16 protein-coding genes are annotated in these 17,689 nt (G+C 38.7%); 15 read left to right on the forward strand and 1 reads right to left on the reverse strand.

The window, feature by feature from the left end; genetic code table 11:
- The first annotated feature begins 122 nt into the window (after positions 1 to 122).
- A complete protein-coding gene (locus tag KZP23_RS06135) occupies positions 123 to 2,369 on the forward strand; it encodes a S9 family peptidase (RefSeq protein ID WP_226335217.1) in 2,247 nt (748 codons plus the stop codon).
- A gap of 78 nt (positions 2,370 to 2,447) precedes the next feature.
- On the opposite strand, the gene KZP23_RS06140 is transcribed toward KZP23_RS06135, so the two are convergent.
- Positions 2,448 to 3,782: a YfcC family protein gene (locus KZP23_RS06140; protein ID WP_226335218.1), complete on the reverse strand. Its 1,335-nt coding sequence runs from the start codon at positions 3,780 to 3,782 to the stop codon at positions 2,448 to 2,450.
- Positions 3,783 to 3,991: 209 nt separating this feature from the next.
- Between KZP23_RS06140 and KZP23_RS06145 the strand changes: the two genes are divergently transcribed.
- The 14 genes from KZP23_RS06145 (at position 3,992) to KZP23_RS06210 (ending at position 17,662) form a co-directional block, all read left to right on the forward strand.
- Complete coding sequence (locus KZP23_RS06145; protein ID WP_226335219.1) at positions 3,992 to 6,550, forward strand: M1 family metallopeptidase; 2,559 nt, start codon at positions 3,992 to 3,994, stop codon at positions 6,548 to 6,550.
- A 164-nt stretch (positions 6,551 to 6,714) separates the two neighbouring features.
- Positions 6,715 to 7,647, forward strand: coding sequence for a metallophosphoesterase (locus KZP23_RS06150; RefSeq protein ID WP_226335220.1), 933 nt, complete (start codon positions 6,715 to 6,717; stop codon positions 7,645 to 7,647).
- Positions 7,648 to 8,030: 383 nt separating this feature from the next.
- Positions 8,031 to 9,791 carry an arylsulfatase gene (locus KZP23_RS06155; protein ID WP_226335221.1) on the forward strand — a complete coding sequence of 587 codons (1,761 nt, stop codon included), beginning with the start codon at positions 8,031 to 8,033 and terminating at the stop codon, positions 9,789 to 9,791.
- A gap of 4 nt (positions 9,792 to 9,795) precedes the next feature.
- Positions 9,796 to 10,383 (forward strand): sugar O-acetyltransferase, encoded by a 588-nt coding sequence (locus KZP23_RS06160; RefSeq protein WP_226335222.1) that lies wholly within the window; start codon positions 9,796 to 9,798, stop codon positions 10,381 to 10,383.
- A gap of 2 nt (positions 10,384 to 10,385) precedes the next feature.
- Positions 10,386 to 11,141 carry a DUF1835 domain-containing protein gene (locus tag KZP23_RS06165; protein WP_226335223.1) on the forward strand — a complete coding sequence of 252 codons (756 nt, stop codon included), beginning with the start codon at positions 10,386 to 10,388 and terminating at the stop codon, positions 11,139 to 11,141.
- A gap of 129 nt (positions 11,142 to 11,270) precedes the next feature.
- On the forward strand, positions 11,271 to 11,594 hold the full coding sequence (locus KZP23_RS06170; protein ID WP_226335224.1) for a hypothetical protein: 324 nt from the start codon (positions 11,271 to 11,273) through the stop codon (positions 11,592 to 11,594).
- Positions 11,595 to 11,651: 57 nt separating this feature from the next.
- The gene (locus KZP23_RS06175) at positions 11,652 to 12,068 is read left to right on the forward strand and encodes a putative signal transducing protein (protein WP_226335225.1); all 417 of its coding nucleotides are present in this window, start codon (positions 11,652 to 11,654) and stop codon (positions 12,066 to 12,068) included.
- An 87-nt stretch (positions 12,069 to 12,155) separates the two neighbouring features.
- Positions 12,156 to 12,818, forward strand: a complete 663-nt coding sequence (locus KZP23_RS06180; protein ID WP_226335226.1) for a hypothetical protein — start codon at positions 12,156 to 12,158, stop codon at positions 12,816 to 12,818.
- 10 nt (positions 12,819 to 12,828) lie between these two features.
- On the forward strand, positions 12,829 to 13,545 hold the full coding sequence (locus KZP23_RS06185; RefSeq protein ID WP_226335227.1) for a DUF6438 domain-containing protein: 717 nt from the start codon (positions 12,829 to 12,831) through the stop codon (positions 13,543 to 13,545).
- Positions 13,542 to 14,042 (forward strand): RDD family protein, encoded by a 501-nt coding sequence (locus tag KZP23_RS06190; RefSeq protein ID WP_226335228.1) that lies wholly within the window; start codon positions 13,542 to 13,544, stop codon positions 14,040 to 14,042. The genes KZP23_RS06185 and KZP23_RS06190 overlap by 4 nt, the downstream gene beginning before the upstream one ends.
- A 98-nt stretch (positions 14,043 to 14,140) precedes the next feature.
- Complete coding sequence (locus tag KZP23_RS06195) at positions 14,141 to 15,820, forward strand: N-acyl-D-amino-acid deacylase family protein (RefSeq protein WP_226335229.1); 1,680 nt, start codon at positions 14,141 to 14,143, stop codon at positions 15,818 to 15,820.
- 27 nt (positions 15,821 to 15,847) lie between these two features.
- Positions 15,848 to 16,282, forward strand: coding sequence for a GNAT family N-acetyltransferase (locus KZP23_RS06200; protein ID WP_226335230.1), 435 nt, complete (start codon positions 15,848 to 15,850; stop codon positions 16,280 to 16,282).
- Positions 16,283 to 16,323: 41 nt separating this feature from the next.
- Positions 16,324 to 17,037, forward strand: coding sequence for a ZIP family metal transporter (locus KZP23_RS06205; RefSeq protein WP_226335231.1), 714 nt, complete (start codon positions 16,324 to 16,326; stop codon positions 17,035 to 17,037).
- A gap of 52 nt (positions 17,038 to 17,089) precedes the next feature.
- On the forward strand, positions 17,090 to 17,662 hold the full coding sequence (locus KZP23_RS06210; RefSeq protein WP_226335232.1) for a pentapeptide repeat-containing protein: 573 nt from the start codon (positions 17,090 to 17,092) through the stop codon (positions 17,660 to 17,662).
- Positions 17,663 to 17,689 lie beyond the last annotated feature (27 nt).

Here is a 17,689-nt window from a genome sequence, read left to right on the forward strand (position 1 = left end):
CCATAGCTTGTACATAATTGACCAGTGCTCTTCTAAAAAAGATTTCCCTTAGATCCTTCCGGTTTATTTGGCTATTTTTATTATTGGCCTGTTTTGCTTTTTAACCATTACCAAACAAACCAATGAAAAAGAGATTATTGATCATGGCATGGCTGATGACTATACTGCCACAAATGCTAATTGCCCAAGATTCACAGCTGAGTTTAGACCGCATTTATTCAGGAGAATTTGTTCAAAAAGGATTACCAGCCTTACAGTGGGTGGATGATGGAGAGGCCTATGCAGTAGTGGAAATAGGTGCTTCTGGCGATCCTGAAATTGTCAAATATAGAACTGATTCTGGAGAGAAAAGCATAATAGTGGAGTCTTCCAAACTGAAGCCCCAAGGCTCTGATCAATCTATCGGAATAGAAAGTTTTAGCTTTAGTCCTGATAAATCCAAGCTCTTGATTTTTACCAATTCTTCAAGGGTTTGGCGTGTCAATACCAAAGGGGATTTTTGGGTTTTTGATTTGGCGACTAATGAATTGGAGCAATTAGGCGAAGCGTTTCCAGCTTCTTCGCTGATGTTTGCTAAATTCTCCGAAGATCAGACAAAAGTAGCCTATGTGTATGAATTTGACCTTTATGTGGAGGATCTCGAAACCGGTGAAATTACGCAGTTGACCAATTCAGGAGGCAAAGATATCATTAATGGAACCTTTGATTGGGCCTATGAAGAAGAATTTGGGGCTCGTGATGGATTTAGATGGAGCCCATCTGGAGAGCAATTGGCATTTTGGAACTTTGATATTTCCAAGGTGGGGACTTTCTATATGATCAATAATACAGATTCTATTTATTCCAAGCCAATTCCATTACAGTATCCTAAGGTAGGGCAGGATCCTTCCTCGGTGAAAATAGGCGTGGTGGATTTAGTAACAGATGAGCTCCGTTGGGTTCCTATTCCTGGATCCACAGTCCAAAATTATTTGCCCGGCATGCAATGGATAGACGAGCAAACGCTATTGATCCAACAGCTGAACAGACATCAGAATAAGTTGACTGTATGGACGTATGATATAATTGCTGAGGAGCTAAAGGAGATATATAAAGAAGTAGAGGATACTTGGGTGGACATTTATTATCCAGATGTATCTGCAGGAGGTTGGGAAGAAAATGACCTCAAATTGGTGGATGATAATTCAGCCTTTTTGCGCATGACAGAGAATGATGGCTGGAGACATATTTATAAAGTAGCATTAACGACAGGGGAAAAGACTTTGCTTACACCTACTGACTATGATGTAGCCAGCATAGCAGGAATGACCGATAAGGAAATCTATTTTCATGCTTCTCCCGAAAATACTGCTCAGCGTTATTTGTACAAAACCGATTTAAAGGGCAAAGGAAAAAGCAGTAGGTTAACCCCTGAAGCATTCACTGGAATCAATATTTATAATTGCTCTCCAAATGGTGAATATGCTATTTTAAGCCATAGTGAGGCAATGTCCCCAAATACTTATCATTTAATTGCTTTGAAAAAGCATAAAGAGATAAGAACCTTGGAAGGCAATTTGGAATATAAAGAGCAACTTGGGAATTTGGATTTGCCAGAGGTGGAATTTTTCCAAGTGGACATTGATGGTGGAGTACAGATAGATGGCCGAATGATCAAGCCGGTGGATTTCGATCCAAATAAGCAGTACCCAGTGTTATTCCATGTTTATGGAGAGCCATGGGGAGCTGTGGCCACGGATAATTTTGTTGGTCTTTGGAATATCATGTTGGCGCAGCAAGGATATGTGATTATTGACATGGATAATAGGGGGACCCCATGTTTGAAAGGCAGTGAATGGAGAAAGAGCATTTATAGGAAAGTGGGAGTGATCAATGCCGATGATCAGGCCAAGGCAGCCAAAGAAGTTTTTAAGACTTTTGGCTTTATCGACCCTGAAAGGGTGGCTGTTTGGGGTTGGAGCGGTGGTGGTTCCATGACCCAAAATCTACTCTTCAAATATCCCGATATATACCAAACAGGCTTGGCAGTTGCTGGTGTATCTTTCCAGTTAATTTATGATAATATTTACCAAGAGCGTTATATGGGATTGCTCCAAGAAAATCCAGAAGATTTCTTCAATGGTTCACCCATTACTTATGCTAAGGGCTTGGAGGGGAATTTATTATTAGTGCATGGTACCAATGATGATAATGTGCATTATCAAAGCCAGGAACTATTGGTTAACGAATTGATCCGTCAAAACAAGCAATTTACCATGATGGCCTATCCGAACCGTTCTCATGGGATTTACGAAGGAGCTAACACGAGAAGGCATTTGTATACGCTTCTGACCAACTACCTGATGAAGCATACTCCAGTCAATGATTAGTTGACATATATTATTTGGGGCCTCGACGCTGATTGGCAAGACAAAAAGTCAAATTAGTTAGTGTCGGGCCTTATTTTTTTAATACCCAATATATATCCCGACCATCACTGCCACAGCTCCTAAGATCAGCATGACCAAAGTAAGCCTAAAGGCAAATCCCAACCATTTATTAAAAGAGATCCCCGCTACGCTGATAATGGCCATCAGCGCTCCATTGGTTGGGATGATCATATCCATCATGACAGCGCCATATTGGTAGGCCAATATACAGACCTGTCTGGAGATACCGATAAGATCAGAAAGTGGTGCCAAAATGGGCATGGTCATAATGGCCTGGGCTGAATAACTGGGAACTGGAAAATGTAAAAGTGCTTGTGCCCCCATCATAGCAATGGCGGCTACACTTTTAGGCAAATACTGTAATGGTGTAAATAGCGCGTAAATAATAGTGTCGATGATCATGCCTTGTTTGAGAATTAGCGTGATGCTATTGGCCAAACCTATGATAATGGCCGCAAAAGTCATTTCTTTAAATCCTTCAATATAGGCTTCTGCTGTTCCATTGAAGCCCAAACGACCCACAAGACCAGCAATAATTCCCAAAGCAAAAAATTCAGCAGACATTTCATTGAAGCCCCAATCTAATATTAGCAGCCCATAAATAACTATAATAAAGGCCAGGGCAGTAAGCATAAGTATTGCAATATTCCTGGCTTTCATTTTATGCTTTTCTCTGGATTCTTCCTTTAGCTTTTCTACTTTATTATTATTGGCATAACGAATGACCAGGCCTGTCCAAAGTATATAGGCCAAAATAAGTATTATGATCCTGAAAATGCTTCCAGAGAAAAGGGGTAATTCTGCCGTCTTTTGGGCCATGCCGACGGCAAATGGGTTCATGGGGCTAAAGGAGGAACCTACCACAGCCGAACCATAACTTATTCCTATAGCCACGAGGGTATTGTATCCCAGCCGATGGGCGAAAAATAGCAATACTGGAGTCATGGCAATTATTTCTTCCTGAAGGCCATTGAGGGCTCCTCCGGTGGTGAAAAGTAAAGAAATTACTGCCAGTGCACTGGATTCTTTTCCCGTAAGTTTTTCGGTCATATAATGTATGCCATCTCTAAATGCCCCTGTTTTATCCACCACATAAAAAGCTCCGCCCAATAAAAAAATCAGGGCTATTAATTCTGCCCTGCCAATAATACCTTCAGGAATGGATAAGAGGATTTGCCCGACCTTGAGGGGGGCAGCTTCAATTTCATTATAGGAGTCAGGAACTACTGTGACATAATTGAGATCAGGGTTTTCTATCCGTTGATATGCTCCTTTGGGAAGTAAATAGGTCAAAAGACTAACAAAAAGAATAAAGCCCAGCATGATGACAAGGGCATTGGGGAATTTTCTCATATTAAGGAGAATTGGATAGTATAAATTAATAAATAATCCATAAAGTTTAGCATATACAGGGGTACTTACCTTGTATTTGATCATTAGAATCATCCTTGAATAAAGTTAAGATCCGTTTCCACGAAGTTTTTGATTGACGGTGAAGCATTAATTCAGGGAATTCTATAAGTTCGGGATTGATTATTCCAATATTAATTTTTGCACAAAATATGAACCCTATTATTCCCAAATTTGGCGTTGGATTAAGTTTACTGTCTCTGCTTATGGCTTGTGAACCACAAAACTCAGAATTTACACTTGAGGATGGTGTTTCCAAAAACCTTGCTGAAACCAGAAAGGAGCTGATCAGTGAGGTCAAATACACCATGGATTTTGATATTCCTGCTGAGATAAATAAACCAATTCCGGCTGTTTTGGATCTGAGTTTTGCCTTGGGGAAAAAGGAAGATATTTTTCTTGATTTTAGTGCAGCCACCGAAAATCTCAAAAGTATCCAGGTAAATGGAGTCAGTGTGGCAATAATTCATCAACTGGAACATATCCAAATTCCAGCTGAAAACCTGAATAAAGGTGCCAATCAAGTCCATATAGAATTTATCGCTGGAGAAAATTCACTCAATAGGAATGAGGAATATCTCTATTCGCTTTTGGTACCTGATAGGGCAAGATCCCTTTTTCCTTGTTTTGATCAACCGAATATAAAGGCCAGTTATCAGCTGAACATCACCGCTCCTAGGGACTGGAAAGTAATGTGCGGGGCACCAAAGCTTAGCCAAATTGAAAAAGGAAATAGTATCCAGCATCAGTTTGGGGAGACCGATAAAATGAGCACCTACCTATTTTCCTTTGTGGCAGGAAAATTCAATACTGCAAAAGAAAACCCGGGCAGCTTTGACATGGAATTGTTTTACAGGGAGACTGATCCTGAGAAAGTGGAGGGATCTGTTCCTCAGATTTTTGAGCTGCATCAAAAGTCAATAAGTTTCTTAGAGGATTATACGGCCTTTCCCTTTCCTTTCCAGAAGTTGGATTTTGCAGCTATTCCTATATTCCAGTATGGTGGAATGGAACATGTAGGTGCCATTCAGTATAAAGAACCAAGTCTATTTTTGGATGAAACTGCTACGAAGAGCCAAGTTTTGGGAAGGGCAAAACTAATTTCACATGAGGTTGGGCATATGTGGTTTGGGGATTTGGTGACCATGGACTGGTTTGAAGATGTATGGTTGAAAGAGGTATTTGCCAATTTTATGGCTGACAAAATTGTTAATCCTTCTTTTCCTGATATTAACCATGATTTATTGTTTTTGGTGAGTCATTATCCTGCTGCCTACGCTGAAGATAGAACTCAAGGTACCAATCCGATCAAGCAGCCACTGGAAAATTTGAAATACTCGGGAACCCTTTATGGCAATATCATCTATCATAAGGCGCCTATCATGATGCGTCAACTGGAAGCACTTATTGGACAGGAGGATTTTCAGGAAGGGATCAAAGCATATATGGAAACCTTCCAATATGGAAATGCTACCTGGGCAGATTTGGTGGGTATACTGGACAAGAGAACAGCAATAGATCTTGATCAATGGAGTGAAGTTTGGGTAAACCAAAGTGGAAGACCCATTTTTAAGGACAATATCAATTATGATGAACAAGGTTTGATTTCCGATTTTGAGATTAGCCAATATGCAGAAGATGGAAGTGATCATTTTTGGCCCCAGGTCTTTGATATTAGCCTTATTTATAATGATAATGTAAAGGTTTACACCCTGGATATGAGGAACAGTAAGGTGCAATTACAGGAAGCAATTGGAGCCAAAAAGCCTCAAGCTATTGTTTATAATTCAGATGGTTTTGGCTACGGGGTATTTCCTGTTGGTGAGGTTGAGTTGGAGTTCATTCCACAATTAAAGGATGAAGTTAGCAGGGCGCAAGCTTATATCAACAGTTATGAAAATACCCTTAATGGAAATTTAGATCCTGAAGGAGCTGTAACGGTGCGTCTAGAAGGATTAAAGCAGGAGCAGAATGAATTGTTGATTAGAAATATCAGTGGGCAGTGCAGCAATCTTTTTTGGACATATCTTTCCCAAGAAGAGAGAAATGCTGTTCAACCAGCATTGTTAAAGGTACTTTTTAATAGAATGGAGACCGAATTGCCCGCCAATATCAAAAAGACCCTTTTTGGCCTTTATTCTTCAGTAGCTTACAGTAAAGATGCCAAGGAACAGTTGTACAAAATATGGAGTAAGGAAACTGTGATTCCCAACTTGAATCTCAATGAGGATGATTATACAGAATTAGCCATGAAGCTGATACTATTTGAACACCCCAAGACTGAAGAAATCATCAAAATCACCAAAGATGCTATCATCAACCCTGATAAGCTGGAGAGGTTTGAATTTCTTTTATCAGCCTTGTCAGCAGATGAAAATCAAAGAGATGCAAAGGCAGCGGGATTTGCCCAAGCTGTCAATAGGGAAAAAGAAGCCTGGGTAAGTGCAGCATTGTCTTTTATCCACCATCCTTTGAGACAGAACAGTGGAATAAAGCACTTGCGTGCAAGTTTGGATTTACTGGATGAAGTGCAAAGGACCGGGGATATATTCTTTCCAAAGGCCTGGCTGAACAGTACCATAGGCCGTTATAGCTCTCCAGAAGCTCATAGGATTCTAAATGAATTTCTCGATGATAATCCAGATTTAAATCCAGTGTTGTGGAAAAAGTTAATGCAGGCATCAGATGATTTAGTCAGAGTAAATAGCTAGTAGGCAACTACCAGCTAAGCACCAATTGATTTCAAGGCATGTTTTATTTTCATTGTTATGATAAGATTATTTTTGATATTCTTGGGACAGCAATCTGATGTCCGATCAAAAATGATTTTATCTTTGGAAGACATCTTGTTTAAATAGTCTAAAAAACTGCTTTCATGAAACAGGCCCATTATTATATCGACAGAAGGAAGTTTTTAAAGCTTTCAAGTGCCTTTACAGGTGGTATGTTTTTATCTTCTTTCAACCTGATTGGAAAGGGGAAGACCATCAGAGTAGGCTTGGTGACGGATTCCCACTATGCGGATGCAGAGGCAAAAGGCACGAGATACTACAGGGAGTCGCTGGATAAAATGAGAGAATTTGTAGAAGTGATGAATGATGAAAAAGTGGATTTTGTCATGCATCTGGGGGACTTTAAAGATCAGGATGTAAATCAGCGAGAGGAAGATACGCTTAAATTTTTACAGGATATTGAATCTGTCTATGCCCAATTTAAAGGGCCTCGATACCATTGCTTGGGCAATCATGATGTGGACAGTATTCGCAAAGAGCAGTTTCTGTCCAATACAGAAAACACAGGGATTGCTAAGGATAAGAGCTATTATTCTTTTGATCAGAAAGGGATGCATTTTATTGTTTTGGATGCCAATTACCATGAGGATGGCCGTGACCATTTTTATAAAGACGGTGTTGATTGGACCAATACCAATATCCCTGAGACTGAATTAGAATGGCTAAAGGCAGATCTTGAAAGTAATTCCTTGCCTACCGTCGTATTTTGCCACCATCCACTTTTTGAATATTTTCATGGAAAAAGCCAGATGCATGTCAATAATTATGAGCGAGTGAAAGCTATTTTGGAGGAATCTGGAAAGGTGATGGCAGTTTTTCAAGGACATGTGCATGAAGAACGTTTTGAGTGTCAAAAAGGAATTCATTACGTAACTCAATTGGCTATGGTGGATGGGAGCGGACTAAAGAATAGTAGCTTTTCCATTTTGGAAATAGACAAAAAGGGAATCAATCTGCTTGGTTTCAAAAAAGCCAGTGGTCATAAGATGAAAAGGGCAAAGCACTCGAAAAACTAATAGACATGGGCTAAACTAAATTTCAATATTTGGGGTTCTAGAGGAAGAAAACAAAAAACAGATCAATAAAATGGAAATGAGAAATTGGAACAAACCTCAAGTATATTTTGCCATCTTATTTTTGCTTTGTGGGATACTATCATTTGTTCCGAGCTTTAAGGAAAAACAACTGAGCATTTTGATTGATCACACCAATTATCTGATTAGCTATAATGTACTTTTCTATGCATTAAGTTTTCTTTTTGGAGCTATGGTCTTTTTGACTTGGATGGTTTCAATACTCCGAAACAAGCATGCCAATCGTTTATAATAGCTTTATCATAGGGCTTTAGCTGATTTTATTTAAATTGGTTGTCAAACATTAATTTGACCAAAATAACCTTATGAGAAACTATCTTAGCTATCTGCTTTTTGGTACAGTACTTTTATTATTTCCGAATAAACTTTTTTCACAGTCCCCAGGAAAACCAAATGTAATATTAATCATCACGGATGATCAAGGATATGGTGACCTTGGTATTACAGGCAATCCTTATGTGAAGACCCCAAATATTGATCAGCTGGCAAGGGAGAGCATTCGCTTTAACCAATTTTATGTTTCCCCGGTTTGTGCGCCTACAAGGTCCAGTTTGATGACGGGACGTTATTCCCTTCGTACAGGAATTAGGGATACTTATAATGGAGGTGCCATTATGGCCTCGGAGGAAATCACCTTGGCAGAAATGCTCAAAGATGCTGGCTACCAAACAGGGGCTTTTGGAAAGTGGCATTTAGGTGACAACCATCCATCGCGACCAAATGATCAGGGTTTTGATGAATCTTTGATCCATTTGTCTGGAGGCATGGGACAGGTAGGGGATTTTACCACTTACTTTAAAGGAGACAGCAGTTATTTTGATCCGGTTCTTTGGCATAATGGTCAGAAGGAAGCCTACGAGGGCTATTGTTCGGATATTTTTGCCGGGGAGGCCATAAAGTTTATTGAAGATAATTCCCATCAGCCTTTTTTCTGCTATTTGGCCTTCAATGCTCCACATACTCCCTTGCAAGTGCCTGAAGAGTATTACGAAAAGTATAGGGATATTGACCCCTCTGTTGGATTTGATGAAGAAAAAAAGCCCTACCGGGATATGAGTGAGAAGGATAAGGAGGATGCCCGTAAGGTTTATGCAATGGTGAACAATATCGATGATAATTTGGGGCGATTATTCAGAAAATTGAAGGAATTGGGCATAGAGAAAAATACTATTTTGGTCTTTATGACAGATAATGGCCCACAGCAAATGCGCTATTTGGCTGGCATGCGTGGAAAAAAGGGTGATGTTTATAGAGGGGGTGTTAGGGTGCCTTTTTACCTGAAATATCCAGCAGCCTTCGATGGGGATATGGACATTGAAACTAGCGCTATGCATATGGATGTGTTGCCCACTTTAGCAGACTTATGTCAGGCAGACTTGCCAACAGATCGTGTAATTGACGGCAAAAGTTTATTGCCGCTGATGCAGGGAGAAAAGGTGGCTTGGGAGGAAAGGCCCCTGTTTTTTTATTGGACCAGAAGGTATCCTGAGCTTTATCAAAATATGGCTTTGCAGCAAGGGGATTATAGATTGGTGGCCCATGCCAGTTATGATTCAAATTGGCAGGATTTTGAGCTTTTCGATATGGGAGAAGATCCCTATGAGCGTCATAATATTAATGAGGAAAACCCTGCGGTGGCCCAAAATATGAAAAAGCAATTGGAGGCTATTTATAAGGAATTGATTCAATCGGAGCATATCAAAAACCAACCTTTTATCTCTGTAGGTAATGAGCAAGAAAACCCTGTGGTGCTTAACAGGAATGATGCTGGAGGAGAACGTGGCATATGGAATCAAGAGGAGGTTTATGGCAAATGGAGGGTAAAAGTGGAAAAAGGAAGATATAGCATACGATATAAATTTATTAAACCTATTCCTGCTGGTGGAAGGATGGTGCTGGAAGCAGGAGCTCAAGTATTTCAATCCAAGAATTCAGAGGAGACTGATATGATTGTAATGGATAATGTGAATTTGGATAAAATGGAGGGGGATTTGATACCTTTTTATGCTGTAAAAGGAAAAAATATCATGCCTTTTTGGGTGGAAATAGAAAAACTGGAGTATTAATCATATGACAGAAAAAGAAAAAATGCTTGCGGGACAGATTTATAATACTTTGGATCCCGAACTTCTGGAACGTTATCATAAAGCTCGAAAGCTTATCAAAGACTATAACTTGTTGGATTCGGAGGATATGGAAAAAAGGGAAGCAATTTTAAATGAGCTTTTGGGAGAGAAGGGAGAAAAGGTATGGATAGAAGCACCTTTTTTCTGTGATTATGGTGAGCACATTAGCATTGGTGAAAATACCTTTGTGAATATGAATTGTACATTCTTGGATGACAATATAATTCGTATTGGTAAGAATGGATTGATTGCACCGGGAGTTCAAATTTATACTGCTTCACATCCCTTAAGGGCTTCAGAAAGAATCAGAAAGCCAGAAGAACATGCTCCAGGAGCGCCCATTTATAAGACATTTTCAAAGCCTGTGAGCATAGGTGATAATGTTTGGATTGGTGGAAATGTATGTATTATGCCAGGTGTGACAATTGGAGATAATGTAACCATTGGCGCTGGATCTGTAGTGACCAAAGATATACCGGACAACGTTCTGGCTTTTGGGAATCCATGCCGTGTTATAAAAACGATAGAATAGTAATGGCAAAAAGCTTTCATATATTGAATGGTGATGCCCTAAGGGAGAAATTTCCAAGCTCCTTGATAGGTGAGATCATCGTATTTAGGGAATGCCTAGTAGATGGTGATATTAATGGTGATTCCGATCAGGAATTTTACCAAAGCCGAGCTCAGTTTATAAGCAAAGCATATGGGGATGTTAAGCCGGAAAGGTATTTTGAAATTACAGTGTCGGAGTTGGAAAAAATCAAGCAAATCCCTCAAGAATCCAGCGTGTATTTGTGGTTTGAGGATGACCTTTTCTGTCAGGTTAATTGCTGGTATGTATTGCATCAGTTGAGTAATCAGCATCATTCAGGCGAGGTGATTTTGGTGAGACCATTTACCCGTTTGGAATATGGTTTTGGGGGATTGGATATGCAGGGCTTGAAGGAGGCGTTTGAAAGGGGAAAATTCCTATCAAATGAGGAGTTTTTGGTCTTAAGTAAGATGTGGAAAGCTTATCTGTCGAAAAATGACAATGAACTGTATGATTTAGTAAATGAACTACCTGATTTTTTCTCTTATTTGCTTGAGGCAGTGAAAGCTGAAGTTGCCAGGAGACCTTCTAACGGTGATTTTGGAAGGCCTGAACAAAGTATAATTAATATCATTGAGGAGCTTCAAACCGATGAGTTTGCTCCTGTATTTAGGGAATTTTGTAAGCGTGAAAGCATCTATGGTTTTGGGGATTTACAGGTCAAGAATTTGCTGGAGAAGGTGAAAAATTCAAAGTGATTTTCAGTGGGTTTCTGAAGAGAAAATCTTGCAATTAATTCTTAAAATAAGCTCTTAATTGTATATTGATTAGGTAAGCATTTTTTAGAATCTTGTTTTATTTATCATTTTATTAAACCCATCTACCTAATGAAAAGAATCAAAAAATTCGGCGTCCTTCAAACAGCCAAAGTAGCGGCCTTACTTTATACAATAGTATCAGCAATTTTCATTATACCTTTTGGATTTATAGCGGTGATTTTCTCTTCTGTAGATTATCCGTTTTCTGCACTGGGAGGAGGAGGGATTTTGATATTTTTCCTTCCCTTATTATATGGCATTATGGGATTTATAACTGTTGCTATTGGATGTTCGATCTACAATCTCATATCAGATAAAACTGGGGGGATAGAAGTGGAGGTGGAGGATGGTCCAAGCCCTTTTGCCGGTCCACAAAATTATCAGCAAGGTTAGGAATAATCGAGACCTTTCGAGAATTAGATATACCATATTTTAAGCAGTTTGCAAACCATGAGCCTAATAGCCTTAAAAACTTTTGATAATTCGGTTGAAGCAAATCTTTTAAAAACCAAATTGGAAAGTGAAGGGATTCAAACATTCTTGATGGATGAGAATATGGTTACCCTCAATCCTTTGCTTAGCATTTCAGTTGGAGGGATCAAGTTGATGGTTCCGGAAGAATTGCTGGAAAAAGCAGTCGGCATATTGAATAAATATAATCAGGCGCCCATTTACGATGACAAGGGTAATATAGTAAAATGTCCCCATTGCGAGTCCAGCAATATAGTTTCAGAAACAAGTTCTTTTAAAGATGGAAAGGGAATTTTGGCCTTAATGCTTTCTGCAATCTTTTTTGTTTTGCCTTTATATGTTAGGCGATATCACAGATGTTTGGATTGTAATCAAGTGTTTGATAAACATAAATAAGCGGTTTTTTTTCGATTATATATAGTTTTATGTATTTTTAATAGAATATTAGGTATTTAATCCTATTATGTTCTAAAATTTCAAAGCATGACCAAAGAGCAACAGCTTGCTTATTGTAAATCTTGTTCCCTTCGTAAAATGGATGGAGAAAAGGGATTGGTCTGTTCTTTGACTTCTGAAAAGGCTGATTTCATTCATGAATGCCCTGATTATAAATACGATCCAAGTGTAGATCTGCAGCTAGATCATGTGCAGGAACGCGAGTGGATGGATTTGAAGAAAATACTTTACGCAGATAATTTTGAAAGACTGCGTTTGGAGCAAAACCTTCCATTGGCCATTTTTGGTGGATTTATGATAGGGATAATGGGCGCAATTATTTGGGCAACCATTACCTTGATGGCCGATTATAGGGTAGGATTTATGAGTATTGCCCTTGGGGCTTTAATAGGCTTTTCCATACGTTATTTCGGAAAGGGTATAGATAAGGTCTTTGGGGTTTTGGGCGCAGTCATTGCTGTATTCTGCTGCCTTTTTGGAAATTTCTTGGTGTCAATGGGATATATAGCCAATGCGGAGGATCTTGAATATATGGAAGCCCTTTTTCTTTTTGATTATAATTATATCATTCAATTAATAGCAGATTCCTCTAATTATTGGGATTTGGTTTTTTATATTATAGCTGCGATTGTTGGGTATAGGTTGGCTTTTAGGAATTTCACTAAAAGGGAAATAGCAGAAATGAGTTAGTTTTAAATATATGAATAGGATAAATAATTTATTTTACATTTTCATATTTCTATTCTCTTCCTGTAAATATTCAAGTGATGTAGGAGATAGTTTTGATTATACTGGTTTTTGGGATTGCGGTAGTTATATTATTTTGATCACGGATTCTCTTACAATTCACCCTTTTACTGATGCACCAGGATTCTTTCAATATCAAATAGAAGAAGATACTTTCGAAGTTATAGATCCAGATACTTCTTGGAATAATTCTGACTTCAAGGGAAAAATATCAATAATTGATTCCATTACTTTTAGTTTGGAAAGAGATAAAGAAAGATTAATTTATAAAAAACTTAGCTCAGATAGTCCATTTAAGAAATTCAATAGACTTTTTTTCGAAACGGGATATTGTGATGGTAAATGGCCAGTTTTTAGGATGACATTAATGCAGGATGGGAAACTATTTTATGAGGGAATTGCCAATACAAAATTAAAGGGGAATAAAGAATTATTAATTTCTGAAGACTTATTAAACCAATTAAATCAATTTCTAAATCTTATTAATATTGATAATTATCCTGATGATAAATTATCACCACCTGCGGGAAATCCAAGGATAAATATGTTAATAGAGTATGATGATCACATTATAAGTATTGATGATGGTCTCTTTGAAGATAAATATTATAATATTTTGAAATATTTTTTCAGATTCGAAACATTGATTTCTTCTTATAATGAACCATGAAGAGATTGGTTATCAGAAGACTTTTGGCTGGAATGATAGACTATGGTTGCATAATGGTTTATGCCCTGATATTACTGGCTATTTTTAGTGGAGTTTATTTTGTGCTTCAAGTTAACCCTGCCACCATTCATCCATTATTTGCCCAATCTATTGGCTTTTTGACCTTAACCTTGCCCGTTTTCATCTATTTCTATCGAACTGAAAATGGAAGATATCATGGTACTCTTGGAAAAAGAGCCTTAAAGATTAAGGTAGTTGGTGGGAATATTTGGCTTAGAAATGTGCTGAAATTATTGCCTTGGGAGCTTGGGCATGCAGGTGTCCATTGGATGATTTTCTTTGCTAACAGAGAGGAAGAACCCTCACTATGGCTTTGGATATTATTAATTTTTCCACAGCTGCTTACCTTAAGCTATTGGATAAGTATTTTACTAAGTAAGGGAAGAAGGAGTATTTACGATCAGCTGTCGAAATGTCGAATAAAAGTGACAATATAGTTCATTTTCAATTTGGTAGCCTTTCAATGGCATAGTAATTATTCCTACATTAATAATTGCTTATATTTCTGTATGTCAAACCTATAAAGTACACTGGTATGCCAATTAGATTCAGCTTTTTAATATTGTTTTTGGGCTTAATGTCTTGTTCAGGTCCTTTTGATCATGATGTCATTATCCGAAATGGGCAAATTATCGATGGAAGCGGAAAACCTGCCTTTCTTGCTGATATTGCTATTAATGCAGATACTATTTCGGTTATTGGAGATCTTAAGGAAAAGAAAGCCCGTACAGAAATTGATGCCAAAGGACTGATAGTCGCGCCCGGCTTCATCAATATGTTAAGTTGGGCTGTGGAGTCCTTGATAGAGGATGGCCGATCCATGAGTGATATCAAACAAGGAGTAACTTTGGAGGTTTTTGGAGAGGGGAGCTCCTGGGGTCCCTTAACTCCTGCTAGCAAGAAGGAAATGAAGGATGATCAGGGCAAAATCAAATATGATATACCATGGAATACTTTGGGGGAATACCTTGAGTTTTTGGAAAATAAAGGTGTTTCAACCAATATAGCTTCTTTTGTAGGTGCTACCACACTCAGGGTGAATACTGTTGGCTATGAAGATCGGGAGCCTAGTAAGGAAGAACTGGATAGCATGAAAATGATGGTGAAGCAAGCCATGGAAGAAGGTGCTATGGGGATAGGTTCCTCCTTGATTTATGCCCCAGCTTTTTATTCAAGCACAGCGGAGTTAATTGCTCTTTGTAAGGTAGCAGCTGAATATGATGGCATGTATATATCGCATTTGCGCAGTGAAGGAAATAGGTTATTGGAAAGTCTGGATGAGTTAATACAAATTGCTGATGAGTCAGGGATAAGGGCCGAGGTTTACCATCTCAAGCAAAGTGGTGCAGAAAACTGGGATAAATTCCAATTGGTAGTCGAAAAGATTGACTCTGCAAGAAAAGCAGGGTTATATATCACCACTGATATGTATAATTATACTGCTGGGGCAACGGGACTGGATGCAGCTATGCCACCTTGGGTGCAGGAAGGAGGCTATGATGCTTGGTCTGCCCGTTTGCAAGATCCAGAAATTAGAGCTAAAGTACTTGAGGAAATGAGAACACCCGCTGAGGACTGGGAAAGTCTGATGCAGGCAGCAGGGTCTGCTGACAAGATGATATTGGTAGGATTTAAAAATGACAGCCTGAAGCATTTTACAGGTAAAACACTTGCTGAAGTTGCCGAAATTAGGGGGAAGTCCCCAGAAGAAACAGCCATGGATTTGGTGATAGAGGATGGGAGCCGGGTTGGCACGGTTTACTTTTTGATGTCCGAAGAAAACGTTAAAAATCAGATAAAATTACCTTGGATGAGTTTTGGATCAGACGCCCAGTCCATGGCCACTGAAGGGGTGTTTTTGACTTCCAGCACCCATCCTCGAGCTTATGGTAATTTTGCCAGGTTGTTGGGTAAATATGTGCGTGATGAAAAAGTAATCAATTTGGAAGAGGCCATTCATAAGCTTACTGAATTACCAGCAAGCAATTTGAAGCTCAAAAAAAGGGGGAGTTTGAAGACAGGGAATTTTGCAGATGTCGTTATTTTTGATCCACTTACTATTAAGGACAAAGCCACCTTTGACAATCCCCACCAATATGCTGAAGGAATGGTGCATGTATTTGTCAATGGCAGCCAAGTGTTGAAAGATGGTGAGCACACAGGAGCCTTTCCAGGGAGAGTTATAAGAGGTCCTGGATGGAAAGGCTGGAAGTAGTACATTTTTATTAAACGATTAGATTCATTGAAACAGAATTATCAGATCAAAAGGATTAGCCCAGAGCAAACTTGGGATTTGCGGCACAGTGTCATGTGGCCAGATAGGCCAATTGACTATGTAAAATTGGATGAGGACAAGAATGGACTTCATTTTGGTTTGGAAGTGGAGGGCAAATTAATGTCTATTATTTCTGTCTTTGTAGAGGAAGACAAAGCACAGTTTAGGAAGTTTGCTACTGACAAGCCCCATCAGGGAAAGGGATTTGGTTCACACTTATTGGCTCATGTTTTGGCATTTTTGGAAGCTGAGGAAATAAGCCTTATTTGGTGTAATGCCAGACTAGAAAAGACAGGATTTTATGAAAAGTTTGGAATGAGAAAAACCGATAAAACTTTCCAAAAAGGAGGAATAGACTATGTAATTATGGAAAAGCAAGTGGCTCAAGGTAGCATTGGTTAATGCATATTATTATAAATCGCAAATATTTGATTTGAAAGCAAATGGACATCCTTACTCAAATTATTCTTTACGCTGGTTTTTCTGGAATAACGGTATTTATTGGTGCTTTACTGGCCAATTATTTTGATCACCATATTGAACAAAGAAGGATAAAGTATGAGGTCACTCATACAGCCCAAGCGTTTGGGGCGGGTATTTTGTTTTCTGCATTGGCTTTGGTATTGGTGCCGAAGGGATTGGAGGAGTTGAGTCTGTGGCCGATGCTCATTTCATTTTCATTGGGAGCCGTCCTGTTTTTTATCATTGATAAAAAATTGGCTCATAGTGGAGGAAAAATGGCCCAGCTTTTAGCGATGCTAATGGATTTTATTCCAGAATCCATTGCTTTGGGAGCTTTATTTGCGACTGATCAGGCGACAGGGACTTTGCTGGCAGTGTTTATAGGACTGCAAAATTTGCCTGAATCCTTTAATTCATTTAGAGATGTGGTGATCAGTGGTTTTACGGTGAAAAAAACTTTAGTACTCATGTTCTTTCTGAGTTTTGCAGGAATAATTGGGGCTTTGCTGGGGTATTTTTATTTGAGTGGAAGTCCGGAAATAACTGCTCACTTAATGGTCTTTTCCAGTGGTGGCATATTGTATTTGTTATTTCAGGATATCGCTCCAGAAAGTGCTATGAAAAACCATCGATGGGGAAGTATTGGAGCCTGTTTAGGCTTCATGGTAGGAATGATAGGAGAGAAAGTCCTCTAAATTTATTTTATTTCATTGAGCTAAGATTCCGCATAAGTTTTACTTTTATCAAATGAATAAGCCATATTTTGATAATAAAGAATTTTCAGGAACAGACTTCACGGAGAAAAACATTGGATTTGGGGAATATGAGTCTTGCACTTTTAGGCAATGTAATTTTTCAAGTCAGGATTTAAGGGATATCAGCTTTATAGATTGTGAATTTTTGTCCTGTGATTTTAGCAATGCCCTGCTTCTTCATACAGCTTTTCAGGATGTCAGGTTTTTAGATTGCAAACTTTTGGGTTTGAGGTTTGATAAGTGCAATCAGTTTTTGCTGACTTTTGAATTTGATCGTTGTCAGCTTGATTTTTCCTCTTTTTATGGATTGAAGCTTCAAAAAACAAAATTCAGAGATTGTAAACTGGAATCCGTGGAGTTTGTCGAAACAGATTTGATGGCTTCCTCATTTGAAAAATGCGATTTAAGGGACGCGGTATTTGACCGGGTTAATTTGTCCAAAGTGGATTTTAGATCGGCCGATAATATTTCCATTGATCCGGAAAGGAATAATATCAAGAAGGCGAAGTTTTCACTTTCCAATATCAGGGGCTTATTGGATAAATATGATATTTCTGTGAGCTGATTAAAACCCAAAAAAGTATAGATAAAA

Origin of the sequence: Echinicola marina (assembly GCF_020463795.1) — a bacterium.
Taxonomy (GTDB): Bacteria; Bacteroidota; Bacteroidia; order Cytophagales; family Cyclobacteriaceae; genus Echinicola; species Echinicola marina.